General features: G+C 35.8%; 13 protein-coding genes and 9 tRNA genes. 17 read left to right on the top strand and 5 right to left on the bottom strand.

Annotation, left to right across the window (positions count from 1 at the left end; translation table 11 throughout):
- Positions 1-62 precede the first annotated feature (62 nt).
- From RWM06_RS07840 to RWM06_RS07880, 9 genes are all read left to right on the top strand, one after another.
- Positions 63-134: transfer RNA gene (locus tag RWM06_RS07840), tRNA-Glu, on the top strand.
- A 4-nt stretch (positions 135-138) separates the two neighbouring features.
- Positions 139-228: transfer RNA gene (locus tag RWM06_RS07845), tRNA-Ser, on the top strand.
- A 10-nt stretch (positions 229-238) separates the two neighbouring features.
- Positions 239-312 (top strand) — tRNA-Met (locus RWM06_RS07850).
- Between the two features lie 3 nt (positions 313-315).
- Positions 316-388: transfer RNA gene (locus RWM06_RS07855), tRNA-Phe, on the top strand.
- Between the two features lie 12 nt (positions 389-400).
- Positions 401-481 (top strand) — tRNA-Tyr (locus RWM06_RS07860).
- Positions 482-485: 4 nt separating this feature from the next.
- Positions 486-556 (top strand) — tRNA-Trp (locus RWM06_RS07865).
- A 14-nt stretch (positions 557-570) separates the two neighbouring features.
- Positions 571-643, top strand: a tRNA-His gene (locus RWM06_RS07870).
- A 13-nt stretch (positions 644-656) separates the two neighbouring features.
- Positions 657-728: transfer RNA gene (locus tag RWM06_RS07875), tRNA-Gln, on the top strand.
- Positions 729-737: 9 nt separating this feature from the next.
- A tRNA-Leu gene (locus RWM06_RS07880) sits at positions 738-821 on the top strand.
- 208 nt (positions 822-1,029) lie between these two features.
- On the opposite strand, the gene RWM06_RS07885 is transcribed toward RWM06_RS07880, so the two are convergent.
- The 4 genes from RWM06_RS07885 to RWM06_RS07900 all read right to left on the bottom strand — a co-directional run bounded on the left by RWM06_RS07885 (position 1,030) and on the right by RWM06_RS07900 (position 7,870).
- Positions 1,030-1,488 (bottom strand): restriction endonuclease subunit S, encoded by a 459-nt coding sequence (locus tag RWM06_RS07885; RefSeq protein ID WP_313970729.1) that lies wholly within the window; start codon positions 1,486-1,488, stop codon positions 1,030-1,032.
- A 40-nt stretch (positions 1,489-1,528) separates the two neighbouring features.
- Positions 1,529-4,786, bottom strand: coding sequence for an N-6 DNA methylase (locus RWM06_RS07890; protein WP_313970730.1), 3,258 nt, complete (start codon positions 4,784-4,786; stop codon positions 1,529-1,531).
- A gap of 377 nt (positions 4,787-5,163) precedes the next feature.
- Positions 5,164-5,928 carry an endonuclease/exonuclease/phosphatase family protein gene (locus RWM06_RS07895; protein ID WP_261125171.1) on the bottom strand — a complete coding sequence of 255 codons (765 nt, stop codon included), beginning with the start codon at positions 5,926-5,928 and terminating at the stop codon, positions 5,164-5,166.
- Positions 5,929-6,145: 217 nt separating this feature from the next.
- Entirely contained in the window at positions 6,146-7,870 is a 1,725-nt protein-coding gene (locus RWM06_RS07900) for an ATP-binding protein (protein ID WP_313970731.1), read from the bottom strand.
- 436 nt (positions 7,871-8,306) lie between these two features.
- Here RWM06_RS07900 and RWM06_RS07905 point away from each other — a divergent pair, with 436 nt between their 5' ends.
- The 8 genes from RWM06_RS07905 to pcp all read left to right on the top strand — a co-directional run bounded on the left by RWM06_RS07905 (position 8,307) and on the right by pcp (position 16,315).
- A complete protein-coding gene (locus RWM06_RS07905; protein ID WP_313970732.1) occupies positions 8,307-9,584 on the top strand; it encodes a gamma-glutamylcysteine synthetase in 1,278 nt (425 codons plus the stop codon).
- Positions 9,585-9,659: 75 nt separating this feature from the next.
- A complete protein-coding gene (thrC, locus tag RWM06_RS07910) occupies positions 9,660-11,144 on the top strand; it encodes a threonine synthase (RefSeq protein WP_313970733.1) in 1,485 nt (494 codons plus the stop codon).
- 60 nt (positions 11,145-11,204) lie between these two features.
- On the top strand, positions 11,205-12,485 hold the full coding sequence (locus RWM06_RS07915) for an MATE family efflux transporter (RefSeq protein WP_313970734.1): 1,281 nt from the start codon (positions 11,205-11,207) through the stop codon (positions 12,483-12,485).
- A 3-nt stretch (positions 12,486-12,488) separates the two neighbouring features.
- On the top strand, positions 12,489-13,112 hold the full coding sequence (locus RWM06_RS07920; protein WP_313970735.1) for an HAD family hydrolase: 624 nt from the start codon (positions 12,489-12,491) through the stop codon (positions 13,110-13,112).
- A 161-nt stretch (positions 13,113-13,273) separates the two neighbouring features.
- Positions 13,274-14,437 (top strand): LysM peptidoglycan-binding domain-containing protein, encoded by a 1,164-nt coding sequence (locus RWM06_RS07925; protein WP_313970736.1) that lies wholly within the window; start codon positions 13,274-13,276, stop codon positions 14,435-14,437.
- Between the two features lie 321 nt (positions 14,438-14,758).
- On the top strand, positions 14,759-15,184 hold the full coding sequence (locus RWM06_RS07930; protein WP_313970737.1) for a MarR family winged helix-turn-helix transcriptional regulator: 426 nt from the start codon (positions 14,759-14,761) through the stop codon (positions 15,182-15,184).
- 10 nt (positions 15,185-15,194) lie between these two features.
- Positions 15,195-15,557, top strand: coding sequence for a DUF1304 domain-containing protein (locus RWM06_RS07935; RefSeq protein ID WP_313970738.1), 363 nt, complete (start codon positions 15,195-15,197; stop codon positions 15,555-15,557).
- A gap of 113 nt (positions 15,558-15,670) precedes the next feature.
- Positions 15,671-16,315 carry a pyroglutamyl-peptidase I gene (gene pcp / locus RWM06_RS07940; protein WP_313970739.1) on the top strand — a complete coding sequence of 215 codons (645 nt, stop codon included), beginning with the start codon at positions 15,671-15,673 and terminating at the stop codon, positions 16,313-16,315.
- A gap of 25 nt (positions 16,316-16,340) precedes the next feature.
- On the opposite strand, the gene RWM06_RS07945 is transcribed toward pcp, so the two are convergent.
- On the bottom strand, positions 16,341-17,198 hold the full coding sequence (locus RWM06_RS07945; protein WP_313970740.1) for a DUF975 family protein: 858 nt from the start codon (positions 17,196-17,198) through the stop codon (positions 16,341-16,343).
- Positions 17,199-17,223: the final 25 nt, after the last annotated feature.

Raw genomic sequence — 17,223 nt, forward strand, 5'->3', positions numbered from 1 at the left:
TAGAGCGCACGCCTGATAAGCGTGAGGTCGGTGGTTCGAGTCCACTCGTGCCCATAAAGTTTGGTCCGTTGGTCAAGGGGTTAAGACACCGCCTTTTCACGGCGGTAACACGGGTTCGAATCCCGTACGGACTATTTTGGAGGATTACCCAAGTCCGGCTGAAGGGAACGGTCTTGAAAACCGTCAGGCGTGTAAAAGCGTGCGTGGGTTCGAATCCCACATCCTCCTTTTTCATTAACGCGGGATGGAGCAGCTCGGTAGCTCGTCGGGCTCATAACCCGAAGGTCGTAGGTTCAAATCCTGCTCCCGCAATAAGGCTCGGTAGCTCAGTTGGTAGAGCAATGGATTGAAGCTCCATGTGTCGGCGGTTCGATTCCGTCTCGCGCCATTTATATATTTTGGAAGGGTAGCGAAGAGGCTAAACGCGGCGGACTGTAAATCCGCTCCTTCGGGTTCGGGGGTTCGAATCCCTCCCCTTCCATTTTACGGGCATAGTTTAAAGGTAGAACTAAGGTCTCCAAAACCTTCAGTGTGGGTTCAATTCCTACTGCCCGTGTTAATAGAATTTTGGCGGGTGTGGTGAAGTGGTTAACACACCAGATTGTGGCTCTGGCATGCGTGGGTTCGATCCCCATCACTCGCCTATTTTATATTATTGGGGTATAGCCAAGCGGTAAGGCAAGGGACTTTGACTCCCTCATGCGTTGGTTCGAATCCAGCTACCCCAGTTACTATTTGCCGGCGTGGCGGAATTGGCAGACGCGCTGGACTCAAAATCCAGTGTCCGCAAGGACGTGCCGGTTCGACCCCGGCCGCCGGTATAGTAATAAAGACAAGGTTTTTGGACCTTGTTTTTTTATTTTCTCAATTAGTTTTTGTTTCAAAGTTACTTAAACGGCTCTTTGTCAACTGTAGTAGTATAAAAAGGTAGCAAGTTAAAATCTTACTACCTTTTTTATTTTTGAGTCATCAGTGTTAATTGAGAATATAGAAGAAATTTGCCTTAAGAACGTAAACTGATAGCATAGATTAAATCAAAAAATTATTTATAATCTCTATTTTTTGATTTTCGATTATGTTAATTATTTTTTCTTCTTTTTTTATTAAATTCTCAATTTCCTCAATTTTTAAAATGGCTTCATTTTGTTGCTTGATAGGTGGAATAATGACAGTTAATTTTTCAATTTGACCAATGGATGCACGATAACTTCTTGAAAAACCTTCCCTAGTACCTTCTTGTTCCAACTTATGAGCTAAGTAACGATAATGAATTTTATCAGTATTTATTCTTAGAACTCCTGCATGGTCTGTTGGGTAAAATGGAAGATTTGCAGGAATAGTATTTACCATCCAGTCCCCATCAATACCCCATAATATTGATGGTTTGCTGAAGTCCTTAATAATATCCTTATCAATCAAACCCAATGGTTCAAACACATTTGCAGAATAAACAGGAATCCCTTCTTCTGTTAGTTCTTTATTTAGCACTCGTTTTCCTATCATTAGAGTAAAATCATTAGAAGATAATCTATATATCTCCCCCCCCTAGAACATCAAGGGATTCAAAGATTTTAATAATTTGTTTGCGGTAATCTTCTATCTTCATTCTTGAATTTTGATACTGTTCGTCCAATTTATCAACTTCAGAAATAATTTGTTCTTGGATATCAGTAGGAGGTACTGGAATCTTAATTTGTGTAATCGCATTTGATAGATTATTAATATTTGAGCCACTGCTTTCATTTTGAATGATTTCACGATATTTAGATGAATTTAAAAGTTCAAATAAGTACTTCGGTAATATAGATGTGCTATTAATACGAATTATTCCCATAAAACCACCAGCATAATATTCAGTATCATTATCAATAAACGCTACTTTTCCCACATGTTTTTTACTACCGCTGGAAAGAGTCATAAATATATCATTTTTCCTTAGCTTTTTATCGTTATCAAAAATAACAGAGGGATTGATATTTATTATTTTTTTTATCTCAAGACGACCATCGGTTGTAATATTATCTGATGTTAATACCTGAACACTTGTTTCTTCCGTACTCTGTTTATTTTTATCAAAAGTTACACCCTTGATAATTTCAATACCTAATTCAGATTTTGAAATTTTTTCCACGGGATACTTACTTGATATCTCAATTTTTCTTTCCAGGTTAGTTTTAATTTGTGCATCAAAACTAGTCTGCGTAAAATCAAGCATATCAATTAAAGATATAGCTGATACAAACTCTTTCAATTCACTTGGAATAGTCAATGATTCATTATTAAAGTTATTACGAATAATGGTATTAATTTTTGAGTCATCTTCCAAGTCAATAGGATTAAATAAAGGAGTTTGAATACTATTTATAGCCTGATTTTTAGACACCTCCATTTCTTCAACAGAAATAGTAGCGCCTAAATATTTTATTCCTTCCTGTCCCTTTCTTTTAGACCATTCATATCCTAAAAATCTCTTTATTTCAGTATTATCGGTCGAAGATTTTACAATGATGACGTTATTTTGCTGTGATTTTGCTAATGCAAAGTAGAATACTTTTTCTTGTTCGAGTTCTTTTATAAACCCATAAAATACTTTTTGATACTCTGATTTTCTATTATCTTCAGTATACTTTTTAGTAATTCTTTTTTTTCTAATATTCTTAGCAATACTAGATTTTTCAAAAACTTCTTTATACTCTTGAAATAATTCAACTTCTAAAAGATTTTTAAACTCATTTGTCTGCAATTCGCAGTATAAATCATAGTTTAACCCCACAGTTTCACAATAGTTTTGAACAATAGAGATATCACTTGTTTCTACATCAGTGTTATTAAACCAACGTTCTATAGCATATCTATAATTATCTGCTTCATTTGGTGGGTATTTCTTTTTACGTAAGAAGAAAGCAATTGTATTTGTTCCAGTAGAACCAAATGTTTTTGAACCAAATTCTGCAATAGCAATAATCTCAAAATTTTCTAGTAATCTTTTTCTTGCTTTTGCATAAAGTCCCCCATTTGATAATACAGAGCTTGGAACAATAATTCCAGCGACTCCTTCAGATTTTAGTAATTGTTCAGCTCTCTCTAAAAAGAATAGTTCAATACTATTATTAGTCTCTAATCTATCTACATGAGAACTTAAATTGTATTTCTCACGTTGTTTTTCAGATAAAGTTTCTAAAAATCCTTTCACGGAATAAGGAGGGTTAGCAACAACAACTGAGAATGTACTATCCTCAATTTGATTTTGTTCATCCAAAGCGTCTCCATAAATAATATTGATATTATCCTGACCGTACATAAAAGCTGATACTTTAGCAACCTTAGAAAGACGGTATTCCTTCTCAATTCCATAAATTGCAGAATAACAATCATGTAGTTTTGTTTCATCAACATATTTTTTTATTTGTTCAGCATACTCGTTTAAGAAGTGTCCAGCACCACTTGCATAATCAATAACTTTTGGAATGCTGGTATTTTGATTAATTTTTTCAAGTGGTAAACTTGATACTATAAACTTAACGATAGGTAACGGAGTAAAAAATTGGCCTTCTGACTGTTTTACACCATTATCTAAAAATCCTTCAAATAGGTCTCCAAGAAATTGATTTTGTTCCTCCGTCTTTAATTTCATATCTTGTAACATTTGAACAACTTCAACTAATATTCTAGAATTCTGATAAAATAGTTGCTCGTTGTAAACATCAAGGAATGTAAAATCGTTATTCGAAAAATACTTTAGTTCTTTAAAGTATTTAAAAATGGCATCCTTAGCAGCGTCTTTACGTAGTCTGAAAGCATCCTCAATGTCTTGCTCAGCAACATAAGATACTCTTTCGTTTAAAAACTTCTCCATACCTACTTGATAGAGCCTTTGTAGTCTATCAACTAAGTCAAAATATGTATCGTGAGCAACTCCTTTCCAGTTGAATTTTAAATCATCTTGATTTTGCTCTTCATCAACAATCTTTGCTAAAAATAGATTAACCAATTTATCAAATGCGTTTTCCCGACCTCCTACATTGTATTTTCTAAGAATTGTTGCAAACTGATTATACTTTTTTTGAACTTCACCATGTGTGATTTCTTTTAATTCTGAAACTGTTGATTTTATTTTTCCTATTTCAAATGGTTTAATTGTTTGCTCTAGCACCCCAGTTGTCCTAAAATCTTGTTGATAGGTATCACGCCAAACTTCAAACTTATCATTTCCACCTTTTGCATTTTTATATGATTTAGGATTATCTATTGTGGCGAGAAATTCGTCATTGTCTTTTAAATGAATAACATGGTATATTCTCTCAATAGAAGATTCAATTACTTTTGAAGCATAAAGAACTAAAGCTTGTGCTTTATTTTCTTGTTTTTCATATGAAAACAATTGTCCTCCATCTAGTAGTGTGTTTTTCCATTCTTTATCAAATTCTGGTCCGAAAGTTTTGGCTTCGATGATTAAGAATGGATTTCCTTCATAATCATCAATTGTAACATCTGCATTTCCAGATTTCGTATTATGACCTAGTTTATAACCTTTTTCTATAGAAATTTGATTTGGAAGATATCCTTGTTTTAATAGTCCAACAATTATATCTAAGACTACAAAATTTTCTTCTGAAGAGAAATTAGTAGTAGTATCTCTTCCTATTTCTTTTAAATTTGGGTAGGAGATTTTCTCCTCACCTATATTAATTTCAATTTTGTGACTATTAATTTCTAATTCAAATAAATTATCTTTTTGTATTTCATTGAAATTAAGTGCTTTTAACCAAGGTTCTATATTAGCCATGCATTTTTCTCCTGGAGGATATTGTTACTTACTATTTTACCATAAGTCCGTTTTAACTCCTCAATCTTCTTTAGTTTTTAGAGATATTTTCTTTATTTATAAATTTTACTTACTTTTTAGAATTTTCAATAGTATGTTTTTTACACAATATAACAGTTACCAAAAAGTTACTAAAATTTGAAAAATGAGTCTATTTTACAAGGTTCAAAAGTTCTAAAACACTATTAAATTAAGGTTTTTTGATCTTGTTGTTTTGTCTGAGTTACTAGAAATTACTATTGTTTGTACCTATAGTTTTATTTTCATGAAATTTTATTCTTTCTATAGGAAATTCATATATATATTAATTAAATTTCATGTTATATATTTAGTTTCATTTAAATAAAAAAATTTACTAATAAAGCTTTGTGGTCGGAAAAATTATTTTCGATAGTTTCGAAGTTAGAAATTTCAGTATGATTAGAGAGAAAAATATGGTCTAGTTTTGTGTTTGTTTCTTTGTAAGTAATTTCTTCATCACTTGCATCTATCATATATTTTAAGATTTCTTCAATTTTGTGAGATAAAGTGGTTCCCTTAATATTTTTTGTTATATTTTCTATACTTTCGTTAAAGTCACCAGCTAAAATAAGATGGTCGTAAAATTCATTCTGTTTAGAAGAAGCAAGTTGAATATAATGATTCCACATCTCTTTTTTATCAACTGGAGCATTTCCATAGAGGGGAAAGTGTAGTGAAAATATTTCAAGCCTTTTACTATTTATTGCAAATAATCCTCCAGCTTGTCTACAATAATAATCATTGTAAATAGGTTGTAATTCTTTAATGGTTTCGATGGATTCTTTTAAATAAAATAGTCTTGTATTAACTGGTTGTTTCCCATCTTGAAGAGGATGTATGACTCCGTATCCTTTATCATTTAGTATTTCTTCAATTTTCTCTATGGTCACACTTTTATCAGTTTTCAAATTGTTATCTATAAGACGATTACCTACCTCTTGTAGTGCTATAAATGTGGGTTTGGGTCGATTTTTTGACAGTAAAAATTTTACAATGTTTTTAGGATTTTTGTCTGTATTATTTTTACTCTTATAAAAGTTGAAGTTTGCACTTAAAATAGTCAATGCAGTTTTTTTAGTCATAATGAACTCTTTTTTTTGTGAAATTTTTATGTAAGTTAAATTTATTATATTTTGTTAGACTCTATTTTTGAATTGCACCCCAAAAGTTAGATTTTTCTTTCTAACTTTTGGGGTGTAGTTCAAGAATTACGTTTTTCTTTTTGTTTGATACAAAAGGTAAAGAATAAAATCAATTTTGAATTAATTATAATCTTAAATTTTCTTTAGTGTTAACCATTTATTGTATACCATTCCAAATTTTTATCTGTTTAACTATAGTACTAATCTGTGTTTCTAAATCTAAAATATTTATATCTTCTCGAGTCATTTCCTTGGCAATTGAAATAGATTCAGATGCTTTATTAGTAACATAATACTTCCCTATATTTTTCTTTCTACTATTTTCATTTAAAAAATCATCAATTTTTTCATATTGTCCAATCTGTTTATTAACTTTATAAACTTTATTAAATATATTTCGTGACAGATAGTTTTCAATTTCTTTTCCTTGTGTTATCCATACAATAGCCTGATTTTGCATAAATTCTTTTTTAATTCTTAGTTTAGTTTGATTTATCCTTTTTTTAGAATCAGTCTTATCACTATCTATAACAATAATAGAGTGAAGATTAGCTCGAAACAATTGTATTAGCTCATTTGATTCATCCACTTTTCCGGTTAGATGTGAAAGTAGTCTTCCACCATAAAATAGAATTTGATAATGGATATTCTCTTTTAAAGTTCCTTTTGAATAAAGTTCAATCCACTTATTTATATAAATTCTATCTGATGGACCTTCAACCCAAATTACTGCATTGGATTGTAGTATGTCACTAGCTCGTACCCCTAAGCTCATTAATATATATTCATTCTCTATGAATGATAGCGCTGAATTAGTAATAATTTGATTATTCTCTTTTTTGATATGAGTCAAAGTTACGTTGTCTCTACCACTGAACATATTTATTGGAACAGTAGAGTGAGTTGTTAAAAAAATTTGTGAATTATTTTCTTTAGCCCACTGATATAAAAATTCAAATAAATTTCTTTGTATTGCTGGATGCAAGTTATTCTCCAATTCTTCAAAGATAAAGACTGTATTAGTTAAAAGGGATTCGAAATTATAATTTGTAGTTTCTCTTGTTTCTAAAAATAGCTTGATTAAGACCAATAAAATGGTCTTTAACCCACTACCAGAATTTGAGATTGGAATTTTTCCATTTTCATTGACTAATTGGACTTCCCATTTGGAATTGGGGCCATCAGTTGTTTCGATTTCCTGACACATTATTCTTTCAAAATGGGTTTCTGGTTTCATAATTTGATTTAACGCATTTAGAATATCGTTTTCTACAACTTCGTTAGGAAGGTTAGCTACATTTAGATATTGCCTCAATAAATTTGTAGCACCTGTTCCATCTTCAGATACTGTTCGATTACTATTTTGTATTTCAGGAACTAGATTTCTATCAGCTGATAATTTGATTAATTTTAGACATCTAATATTATTGTTTAAATAATTATTGGCTAAATAATTAAAATTATCTATTCTTTTATAAGAAGTGATTTGAATTTGAGGAATTCCCGGTATATTTGATAATGTAATTTGCTCCTTGCCAATTGCTTTAATAGGCTGATATTCAAATGATATGTATTCATTGATATATTTTGCCCCAAATGTAAAATGATTAATACCAATTTCACCTCCAGACGTATCTTCCCTGAATACATTTTTGATTTCGGTTTCTGTTGGGCAAAAACCAAATTCTAACATGGTATCAGTTGATAATTCCCGATTAGTTACATCCTCAGAAATTAGCATTTCTATTGATTGTAATAATGTGGATTTACCGATATTGTTTTGACCAACTAGGATATTGAGATTTTCAAGCTTATCAAAACCTATATAAGAATCTCCGATATGTTTATAATTTTTAATTCTTAACGATTCAAGACGGTTCATTAATGACTCCTTTGTTTTGATTTTTATGATTTTGTCTAAATACTTAGACATTGTTTGATATACTATAACCGATTTAACAATATTATGAATTGATGTTATTATACCATTTAATTGATTCTTTATAAATCTTTTTCATAGTAGTGAACATCAAATTGAGATTTCTATTCAGTTACCAAAAAGTTACTAAAATTTGAAAAATGAGTCTATTTTACAAGGTTCAAAAGTTCTAAAACACTATTAAATTAAGGTTATAAGTTTTAAAAAATGTAGGAATTGAACTCAAAATCCAATGTCCGCAAGGACGTGCCGGTTCGGCCTCGACCGCCGGTATAGTATAGAGTTAAGGAACGTGGTATATCTTCGTTCCTTTTTATATTATTTTTGGTATAATAATAGTTATTCAAATTTTATTTAGATTATGAAAGTGTAGGGAAGTATGTCTCGTTCTATCGATTTATTAAAACATCGGTATTTAAAAAATATTAAAGAAAATCCTGAATTGTTTGTTGGGATTGAGCTGGAATATCCTGTTGCAAATTTGGAAGGGGATGCTACAAATGTTGAAGTTATCAAGCACTTATTTCGATATTTAGTTTCTTCTTTTGATTTTATTGTCGAAAAGGTAGATGATTTTGGGAATCCTATTCAGTTAGTGGATCCAGTAAGTCAGGATGCTATTTTATTTGAAGTTTCCTATACTACGATTGAGTTTGCATTTGGTAAGGCTGAAACGATACAAGAGGTTGAAGAACGTTTTAGTATTTATATGGAAGCAATCCAGAAGAAGTTAGCTGAATCAAATCATGCTATTGTTGGCTGTGGTATTCATCCCAACTGGGATAAAAATGAGAATTGTCCAGTGGCTTATCCACGTTATCAGATGTTGATGGATTATTTAAATTTGAGTAGAAATGTGACTGAATCAGACTTACATCATTTCCCTGAATATGGTGCTTTTATCTGTGGGAGTCAGGTACAGCTGGATGTTTCAAAGTCTAACTACTTACGGGTGATTAATGCTTTTACCCAAATTGAAGTGGCTAAGGCGTATTTATTTGCGAACTCTGAGTTTTCAGGTGAGGATTGGGATACGAAAATTGCAAGGGATATTTTCTGGGAAGAATCGATGCATGGTATCTATCCAGAGAATGTCGGGGTCAATGCTAGACTCTTTAACGATGAGGATGATTTTTTTGATTATCTAGATCATTCTGCCATTTTTACTGCGGAACGTGATGGGCAAACCTATTATTTTTATCCGATTCAGGCTAGGGACTATTTGGCTACATCTGAAATCCAAGCATATTCTCTTAATGGGGATGAGATTCTTATTTCCCCTCAAGAGAAGGATTTTGAAACTCATCGTAGTTATCAGTACCAAGACTTAACGACTCGCGGAACAGTTGAGTTTCGTAGTGTGTGCACTCAACCTCTAGATAAAACCTTCGCTTCAGCAGCTTTTCACTTGGGATTGTTGGTTAATTTAGATAAGTTAGAAGTTTACTTAGAAACAGCACCTTTCTTTGAAGCATTTGGTCGTAATTACAAGTTTTTAAGACGACAATTTTCTAAGAAAAAGCTTACAGATGAGGAAGAAACTGCGATTATTGAATTTTCCAAAGACTTACTCCTATTAGCTGAGGAAGGACTGGAGATGAGAAATAAGCAAGAAATGACCTACTTACAGGCTTTGAAAGAAGAATTGGGCATATAATTTCTCTTATAAAGGGAGAATTTTCTGAAAAATCATGATATAATGGAAGAGACTATAGATAAAGGATAGAGAGTAATGACATTAGTTTATCAATCAACGCGTGATGCCAACAATACAGTAACTGCTAGCCAAGCAATTTTGCAAGGTTTGGCAACGGACGGTGGTTTGTTTACACCGCTTATTTATCCAAAGGTAGATTTGGACTTTGACAAATTGAAAGATGCATCTTATCAGGAAGTTGCTAAGTTAGTTTTGTCAGCATTTTTAGATGACTTTACAGCTGAGGAGTTGGACTACTGTATCAACAATGCTTACGATAGCAAATTTGATACTCCAGCTATCGCGCCATTAGTGAAATTAGACGGACAATATAACTTAGAGCTTTTCCATGGTTCAACGATTGCCTTTAAGGATATGGCCTTGTCTATCTTGCCATACTTTATGACGACTGCTGCTAAGAAACATGGTTTGGAGAATAAGATTGTCATCTTGACAGCGACATCTGGTGACACGGGGAAAGCTGCTATGGCAGGATTTGCCGATGTGCCTGGTACTGAGATTATCGTCTTTTATCCAAAGGATGGTGTCAGCAAGGTACAAGAGTTGCAAATGACCACTCAGACTGGCGACAATACTCATGTTATTGCTATTGATGGTAACTTTGATGATGCCCAAACAAATGTGAAGCATATGTTTAACGATGTGGCTCTTCGTGAAAAATTAGCGGCAAACAAGTTGCAATTTTCGTCAGCTAACTCTATGAACATTGGTCGTTTGGTACCACAAATTGTTTATTATGTTTATGCCTACGCTCAGTTGGTCAAGACTGGTGAGATTGTGGCTGGTGATAAGGTCAATTTCACAGTACCAACAGGAAACTTTGGAAATATCTTGGCTGCCTTTTATGCTAAACAAATCGGTCTTCCAGTTGGTAAATTGATCTGTGCTTCAAATGACAACAATGTTTTGACAGACTTCTTCAAGACACGTGTTTACGACAAGAAGCGTGAGTTTAAGGTGACAACTAGTCCATCTATGGATATTTTGGTATCTTCAAACTTGGAGCGTTTGATTTTCCATCTTTTGGGAAATGACGCTGAAAAGACAGCTGAACTCATGAATGCTTTGAATAGCCAAGGTCAATATGAATTGACTAATTTTGATGCAGAGATTCTTGCACTCTTTGCAGCTGAATATGCGACTGAGGAAGAAACAGCGGCAGAAATCAAGCGTGTTTATGAGTCAGATTCTTATATCGAGGATCCACATACGGCGGTTGCCTCAGCAGTTTATAAGAAATACCAAGCGGCTACTGGCGATGCGACTAAGACAGTAATTGCATCAACAGCTAGTCCATACAAGTTCCCGGTAGTTGCAGTAGAAGCTGTAACAGGGAAAGTTGGCTTGACTGACTTTGAAGCCTTGGCTCAATTACATGAAATCTCAGGTGTTGTAGTGCCACCAGCAGTTGATGGACTTGAAACAGCTCCTGTTCGTCACAAGACAACAGTGGCAGCTGCTGACATGCAAGCAGCGGTTGAGGCTTATCTAGGACTTTAAGACAGAAGGAGTAAACTCGGTTGGGAAACCAACTGAGTTTCTTTTCATCAGGAGGAAGGATTGTTTAAGAAAAATAAAGATATTCTGAATATTGCCTTGCCAGCTATGGGCGAAAACTTTTTGCAGATGCTCATGGGGATGGTGGACAGTTATTTGGTTGCTCATTTAGGATTGATAGCTATTTCGGGTGTATCAGTAGCTGGCAATATTATCACGATTTATCAAGCGATTTTCATTGCTCTGGGAGCTGCTATTTCTAGTGTTATTTCAAAAAGTTTAGGACAGAAGGATCAGTCTAAGCTGGCCTATCATGTGACTGAGGCCTTGAAGATTACATTATTATTAAGTTTCCTTTTAGGAGCTTTGTCCATCTTCGCTGGGCAAGAGATGATTGAACTTTTGGGGACGGAGAGAGATGTAGCTGAAAGTGGTGGTCTCTACCTATCTTTGGTAGGCGGATCGATTGTTCTCTTGGGATTAATGACCAGTTTGGGTGCCTTGATTCGTGCAACTCATAATCCACGTCTGCCTCTCTATGTTAGTCTTTTATCCAATGCCTTGAATATTCTTTTTTCAAGTCTAGCTATTTTTATTCTTGATATGGGGATTGCTGGTGTTGCTTGGGGGACTATTCTGTCTCGTTTGATTGGTCTTGTGATTTTGTGGTCGCAATTAAAGCTGCCTTTTGAGAAACCGACTTTTGGTGTAGATAAGGAACTATTGACCTTGGCTTTGCCAGCAGCTGGAGAGCGGCTTATGATGCGGGCTGGTGATGTCGTTATCATTGCCTTGGTCGTTTCTTTTGGGACAGAGGCCGTGGCTGGAAATGCAATCGGAGAAGTCTTGACCCAGTTCAACTACATGCCTGCCTTTGGCGTTGCTACGGCAACGGTCATGCTGGTAGCTCGAGCAGTTGGAGAGGATAATTGGGAAAGAGTAGCTAGTTTGAGCAAGCAAACCTTTTGGCTTTCTCTGCTTCTCATGTTGCCCTTGACGCTTAGTGTCTATGCCTTGGGCATACCACTGACTCATCTCTATACGAATGATTCTCTAGCGGTGGAGGCTAGTGTTCTAGTGACACTTTTTTCACTACTTGGTACTCCTATGACGATAGGAACAGTCATCTATACAGCGGTCTGGCAGGGTTTGGGCAATGCTCGGCTTCCTTTTTATGCGACAAGTATTGGAATGTGGTGTATCCGCATTGGAACAGGATATCTGATGGGGATTGTGCTTGGTTGGGACTTGCCTGGTATTTGGGCCGGAACCCTTTTGGATAATGGTTTTCGTTGGTTATTTCTACGTTACCGTTACCAGCGTTATATGAGCTTGAAAGGATAGGAAATGCAAAAAACAGCTTTTATTTGGGATTTAGACGGGACTTTATTGGACTCTTATGAAGCGATTTTGTCAGGGATTGAGGAAACTTTTGCTCAGTTTGCTATTCCTTATGATAAGGAGCAGGTGAGAGAGTTTATCCTCAAGTTTTCTGTGCAGGATTTACTGGAGCAGGTGGCAGAAGAACGAAAGCTAGATGTGGAAGTACTAAATCAGGTGCGTGCCCAGAGTTTGGCTGAGAAGAATGCTCAGATAGTTTTGATGCCAGGTGCGCGTGATGTGCTAGCTTGGGCAGACCAAGCAGGAATTCAGCAGTTTGTTTACACTCATAAGGGAGACAATGCTCTTACCATTCTCAGAGACTTGGGTTTGGAATCCTATTTCACGGAGATTTTAACCAGTCAGAGTGGTTTTGCGCGTAAACCTAGTTCAGAAGCGACTACTTATCTGTTAGGCAAGTATCAGTTGGATTCTGAGAAGACCTATTATATAGGGGATCGGACTCTGGATGTGGAATTTGCCCAGAATAGTGGGATTCAGAGCATTAATTTTTTAGAGTCGTCTTATGAAGGAAATCACAGGATTCAAGCGTTAGCAGATATTTCCCGTTTTTTTAAGGCTAAGCGATAAAAAGATTGTGTCAGTTTTGTGACAGAGACCTAACAAACTGTTTCAAGTAACCGAGTTTGTTACAAGGAATAGACAGTTCTGTTAAATAGGCCCGAGAGGGCTTTTTTCTGCATTTTTTGTGTTATGATAGACAGGTACTCATTTGAAAGGAATTTGAAAGAATGAAGAAAAGAATATTATTAGCCTCAACAGTAGCCTTGTCATTTGCCTCAGTATTGGCAACTCAAGCAGAAGAAGTTCTTTGGACTGCACGTAGTGTTGAGCAAATCCAAAATGATTTGACTAAAACGGACAACAAAACAAGTTATACCGTTCAGTACGGTGATACCTTGAGCACCATTGCAGAAGCCCTGGGTGTAGATGTTACAGTTCTTGCGAATTTGAATAAAATCACTAATATGGATCTGATTTTCCCAGAAACTGTTTTGACAACGACTGTCAATGAAGCAGAAGAAGTAACAGAAGTTGAAATCCAAACACCTCAAGTGGCTTCTAGTGAAGAGGTGACAATTGCGACAGCAGATTTGACAACCAATCAAGTAACCGTAGATGATCAAACTGTTCAAGTTGCAGACCTTTCTCAACCGATTGCAGAAGCTCCAAAAGCGGTAGAGACTACAAGTACAAAAGAAGTAGCAACAAGTTCAGAAGTTACAGAGACAGTGACTGCTTCAGAAGAAGTGACACCATCTACAGGAACTTCTGTTTCAGAGGAGCAAACAGCTGAAACAAGCAGTGCAGTTGCAGAAGCAGCTCCTCAGGCAACGACTCTAGCTGAGAAGCAGGAAACACAAGCAAGCCCTCAAGCTGAATCAGCAGTGGAAGCAACTAGAACTCCAGAAGAAGCAAAAGAAAACTCATCAAATGAAGCTACAACAGCAGTTTCTACTTATCAACCAGAAGAGAAGAAAACAGTTGCAACAACTTACGCAGCTCCAGCAGCGCCCGATTATGCTGGACTTGCGGTAGCGAAATCTGAAAATGCAGGTCTTCAACCACAAACAGCTGCCTTTAAAGAAGAGATTGCCAACTTGTTTGGTATCACATCCTTTAGTGGTTACCGTCCAGGAGATAGTGGAGATCACGGAAAAGGTTTGGCTATCGATTTTATGGTGCCAGAAAGCTCAGAACTAGGGGATAAGATTGCGGAATACGCTATTCAAAATATGGCTAGTCGTGGCATTAGTTATATCATCTGGAAACAACGTTTCTATGCTCCATTTGATAGCAAATATGGACCAGCTAACACTTGGAATCCAATGCCAGATCGTGGTAGCGTGACAGAAAATCACTATAATCACGTTCACGTGTCAATGAATGGATAAACCAAGCTTTGTCATATAATTTTTACGAATGAGATCTAGCTTTCGTGATAGGAAGCGAGTCTCGTTCGTTTTTTCTTTGTCATACTCTTCGAAAATCTCTTCAAACCACGTCAGTTTTATCTACAACCTCAAAGCTGTGCTTTGAGCAACCTACGGATAGCTTCCTAGTTTGCTCTTTGATTTTCATTGAGTATCAATATGAATGGGAAATGGAAGTTACCATCTTGTAATGATTGAAGCAACATTCTTGCAATCTATTTTGCTTTGCATTATAATTGATTAGTCAACTATTGATAAATCAATAAAAAGATAGGAGAAGAAATGATAGAGATTCAAGATTTACTTTATCAACTCCGCTTGTCTGAGCAAGCGAGTACGCAATTGTTTGAAAAAAGACTTGGGATTAGTTTGACACGGTATCAGATTTTATTATTTTTGCTGAAGCATTCCCCTTGTAATCAAATAGCGGTTCAGGAGCGTTTGAAGATTGATCAGGCTGCTTTGACACGGCATTTCAAAATTCTGGAAAAGGAAGGTTTGGTGGAGCGTCATCGCAATCCTGAAAATCAGCGGGAAGTGTTGGTAGAGGCTACGAAGTATGCCAAGGAGCAGTTAGTGGTGAATCCACCTCTGCAACATATCAAGGTTAAGGAAGAGATGGAAAGTATCTTAACAGAGTCTGAAAGAACAGAACTCAGCCGTTTATTAAATAAATTGGTTTTGGGTATTGAAAATATAGAAATTTAAGGAGAAATAGATGTCAATTATGACAATCATTTTAGCAACAATCGTTGCTTTGGAGCATTTTTACATTTTTTATTTGGAAAGTATTGCAACGCAATCAGATGCGACCAGTCGAGTCTTTAACATGGAAAAGGAAGAACTGGTTCGTCCGTCGGTAAGTTCACTGTTCAAAAATCAAGGGATTTATAACGCTCTGCTAGGTATCTTTCTCTTGTATGGGATTTATTTCTCACAGAATTTAGAAATTGTGACTATTTTTATCTTATTTGTGATTGGGGTTGCAGCTTATGGCTCTCTCACAGCGGATAAGAAAATTATTTTGAAGCAAGGTGGACCAGCTATTTTGGCCTTGATTAGTATTTTATTCTTTAAATAAACTCAAAAATCAATCCTATCCTCTCTAGTCCTTTTCAACTCCAGAATAAGGGAAATATGTTATACTTGTTTTTAAGAAAAAAGTCTCATTGAATTGGTTTTGAGGAGTTAGAAATGAAAGTATTAGTGACAGGTTTTGAGCCCTTTGGAGGGGAAAAAGTTAATCCAGCTTTGGAGGTTGTTAAAGGTTTACCAGCTGAAATCCATGGTGCTGAGGTTCGTTGGCTAGAAGTGCCGACAGTCTTTCACAAATCGGCCCATGTATTGGAAGAAGAGATGAACCGTTATCAACCTGACTTTGTCCTTTGTATCGGGCAAGCGGGTGGAAGAACTAGCTTGACGCCTGAACGAGTGGCCATTAACCAAGACGATGCACGCATTCCTGATAATGAAGGCAATCAACCGATTGATCTTCCTATTCGTCCAGATGGTGCTCCTGCCTACTTTAGTAGTCTACCGATTAAAGCGATGGTCCAAGCTATAAAAAAAGAGGGATTGCCGGCCTCTGTTTCCAATACGGCAGGGACTTTTGTCTGCAATCATTTGATGTATCAGGCTCTCTATTTGGTAGAAAAGAAATTTCCACATGTTAAGGCAGGTTTTATGCATATTCCTTATATGATGGAACAGGTGGTGAATCGACCGACTACTCCAGCTATGAGTTTAGTGGATATTAGGCGAGGGCTAGAAGCGGCAATCGGCGCCATGATAGAACATGGGGATCAGGACCTCAAGTTGGTAGGTGGAGAAACTCATTGATAGAAAAAAGCTTGAGGGAAAACCTTCAAGCTTTTGGACGTTTTCGAGCCAATACTGCTCGGTAAAAAATTATTTTATTGATTTGAATGTAGGGTAGGAGTGAGAAACTAGCAATCCCAAAGGTAATCCAATTGAGGAAGTACCAAGGAAGGAGTTGTAAGTCTAGGACAAAGCGCTGAAATTTGTAACCTTTCATTAAGAAACGGCTGGTTTTAAGGATTTGTACTGGTTTGGCTTGTCCTAAATCTAGAGTATCACAGAGGAGAAATTCTACCTGCGAATAGGCATAGTATTGTGGGATATAGAGACTATTTCCGGCAATCATCAAGAGGATACTTGCTAGAAAGTAAAGACCAAAGGTCAGGAGGAATCGCTCGGTTTCAATTGAGGAGAGATCCAGATTGGGAAACTCAGGATGAAGGACAACGAATTTCTTTGCTAGAAAGCTACTGTAAAAGAGGAAGTAAATCCCAAGCAAACTAGGAATACTCCATAAGAAGAGATAGAAGCGTTTGAGAAGGAGAGTCAAAAAGGTTTGTGAAAAGTGCTCTTCGTTAAAGAGAGTGAGACTATTTTTGATGGATAGTTCTGTATCTGGATTCTTGATAAGTTTTAGCGTTGTATAGACGGAACTGGTTAGAAGTATCGTCCCGATAAAGGAGACTAATAGTGGGAAAAGGTAGGCTTGGGATACATGGTCAAACACGCTTAAAAAGGGTTGTTCTAAAACACTCTCGTTGATGCGCTTTAAGGGATTGAGGAAGCCAGACAAGATGACCAGCATGCTAGGTAAGAGATAGACGAGAAAGAGGCGGGGATTTTCAGCCTGAAATTGTCTGGCTTGCAGACGAACGGTTTTTAAATCAATTTTTGGGTATTTCATTCTCTCATTATACCATAGTTCGTGA

The sequence above is a fragment of the uncultured Streptococcus sp. genome (assembly GCF_963516575.1).
Classification (GTDB): domain Bacteria; phylum Bacillota; class Bacilli; order Lactobacillales; family Streptococcaceae; genus Streptococcus.

Coding starts and splice junctions, on each gene's coding strand:
- RWM06_RS07890 (WP_313970730.1), bottom strand. CDS start 4,786: ATGGCTAATATAGAACCTTGGTTAAAAGCACTTAATTTCAATGAAATA.
- RWM06_RS07895 (WP_261125171.1), bottom strand. CDS start 5,928: ATGACTAAAAAAACTGCATTGACTATTTTAAGTGCAAACTTCAACTTT.
- RWM06_RS07900 (WP_313970731.1), bottom strand. CDS start 7,870: ATGAACCGTCTTGAATCGTTAAGAATTAAAAATTATAAACATATCGGA.
- RWM06_RS07905 (WP_313970732.1), top strand. CDS start 8,307: ATGTCTCGTTCTATCGATTTATTAAAACATCGGTATTTAAAAAATATT.
- thrC (WP_313970733.1), top strand. CDS start 9,660: ATGACATTAGTTTATCAATCAACGCGTGATGCCAACAATACAGTAACT.
- RWM06_RS07920 (WP_313970735.1), top strand. CDS start 12,489: ATGCAAAAAACAGCTTTTATTTGGGATTTAGACGGGACTTTATTGGAC.
- RWM06_RS07925 (WP_313970736.1), top strand. CDS start 13,274: ATGAAGAAAAGAATATTATTAGCCTCAACAGTAGCCTTGTCATTTGCC.
- RWM06_RS07930 (WP_313970737.1), top strand. CDS start 14,759: ATGATAGAGATTCAAGATTTACTTTATCAACTCCGCTTGTCTGAGCAA.
- RWM06_RS07935 (WP_313970738.1), top strand. CDS start 15,195: ATGTCAATTATGACAATCATTTTAGCAACAATCGTTGCTTTGGAGCAT.
- pcp (WP_313970739.1), top strand. CDS start 15,671: ATGAAAGTATTAGTGACAGGTTTTGAGCCCTTTGGAGGGGAAAAAGTT.
- RWM06_RS07945 (WP_313970740.1), bottom strand. CDS start 17,198: ATGAAATACCCAAAAATTGATTTAAAAACCGTTCGTCTGCAAGCCAGA.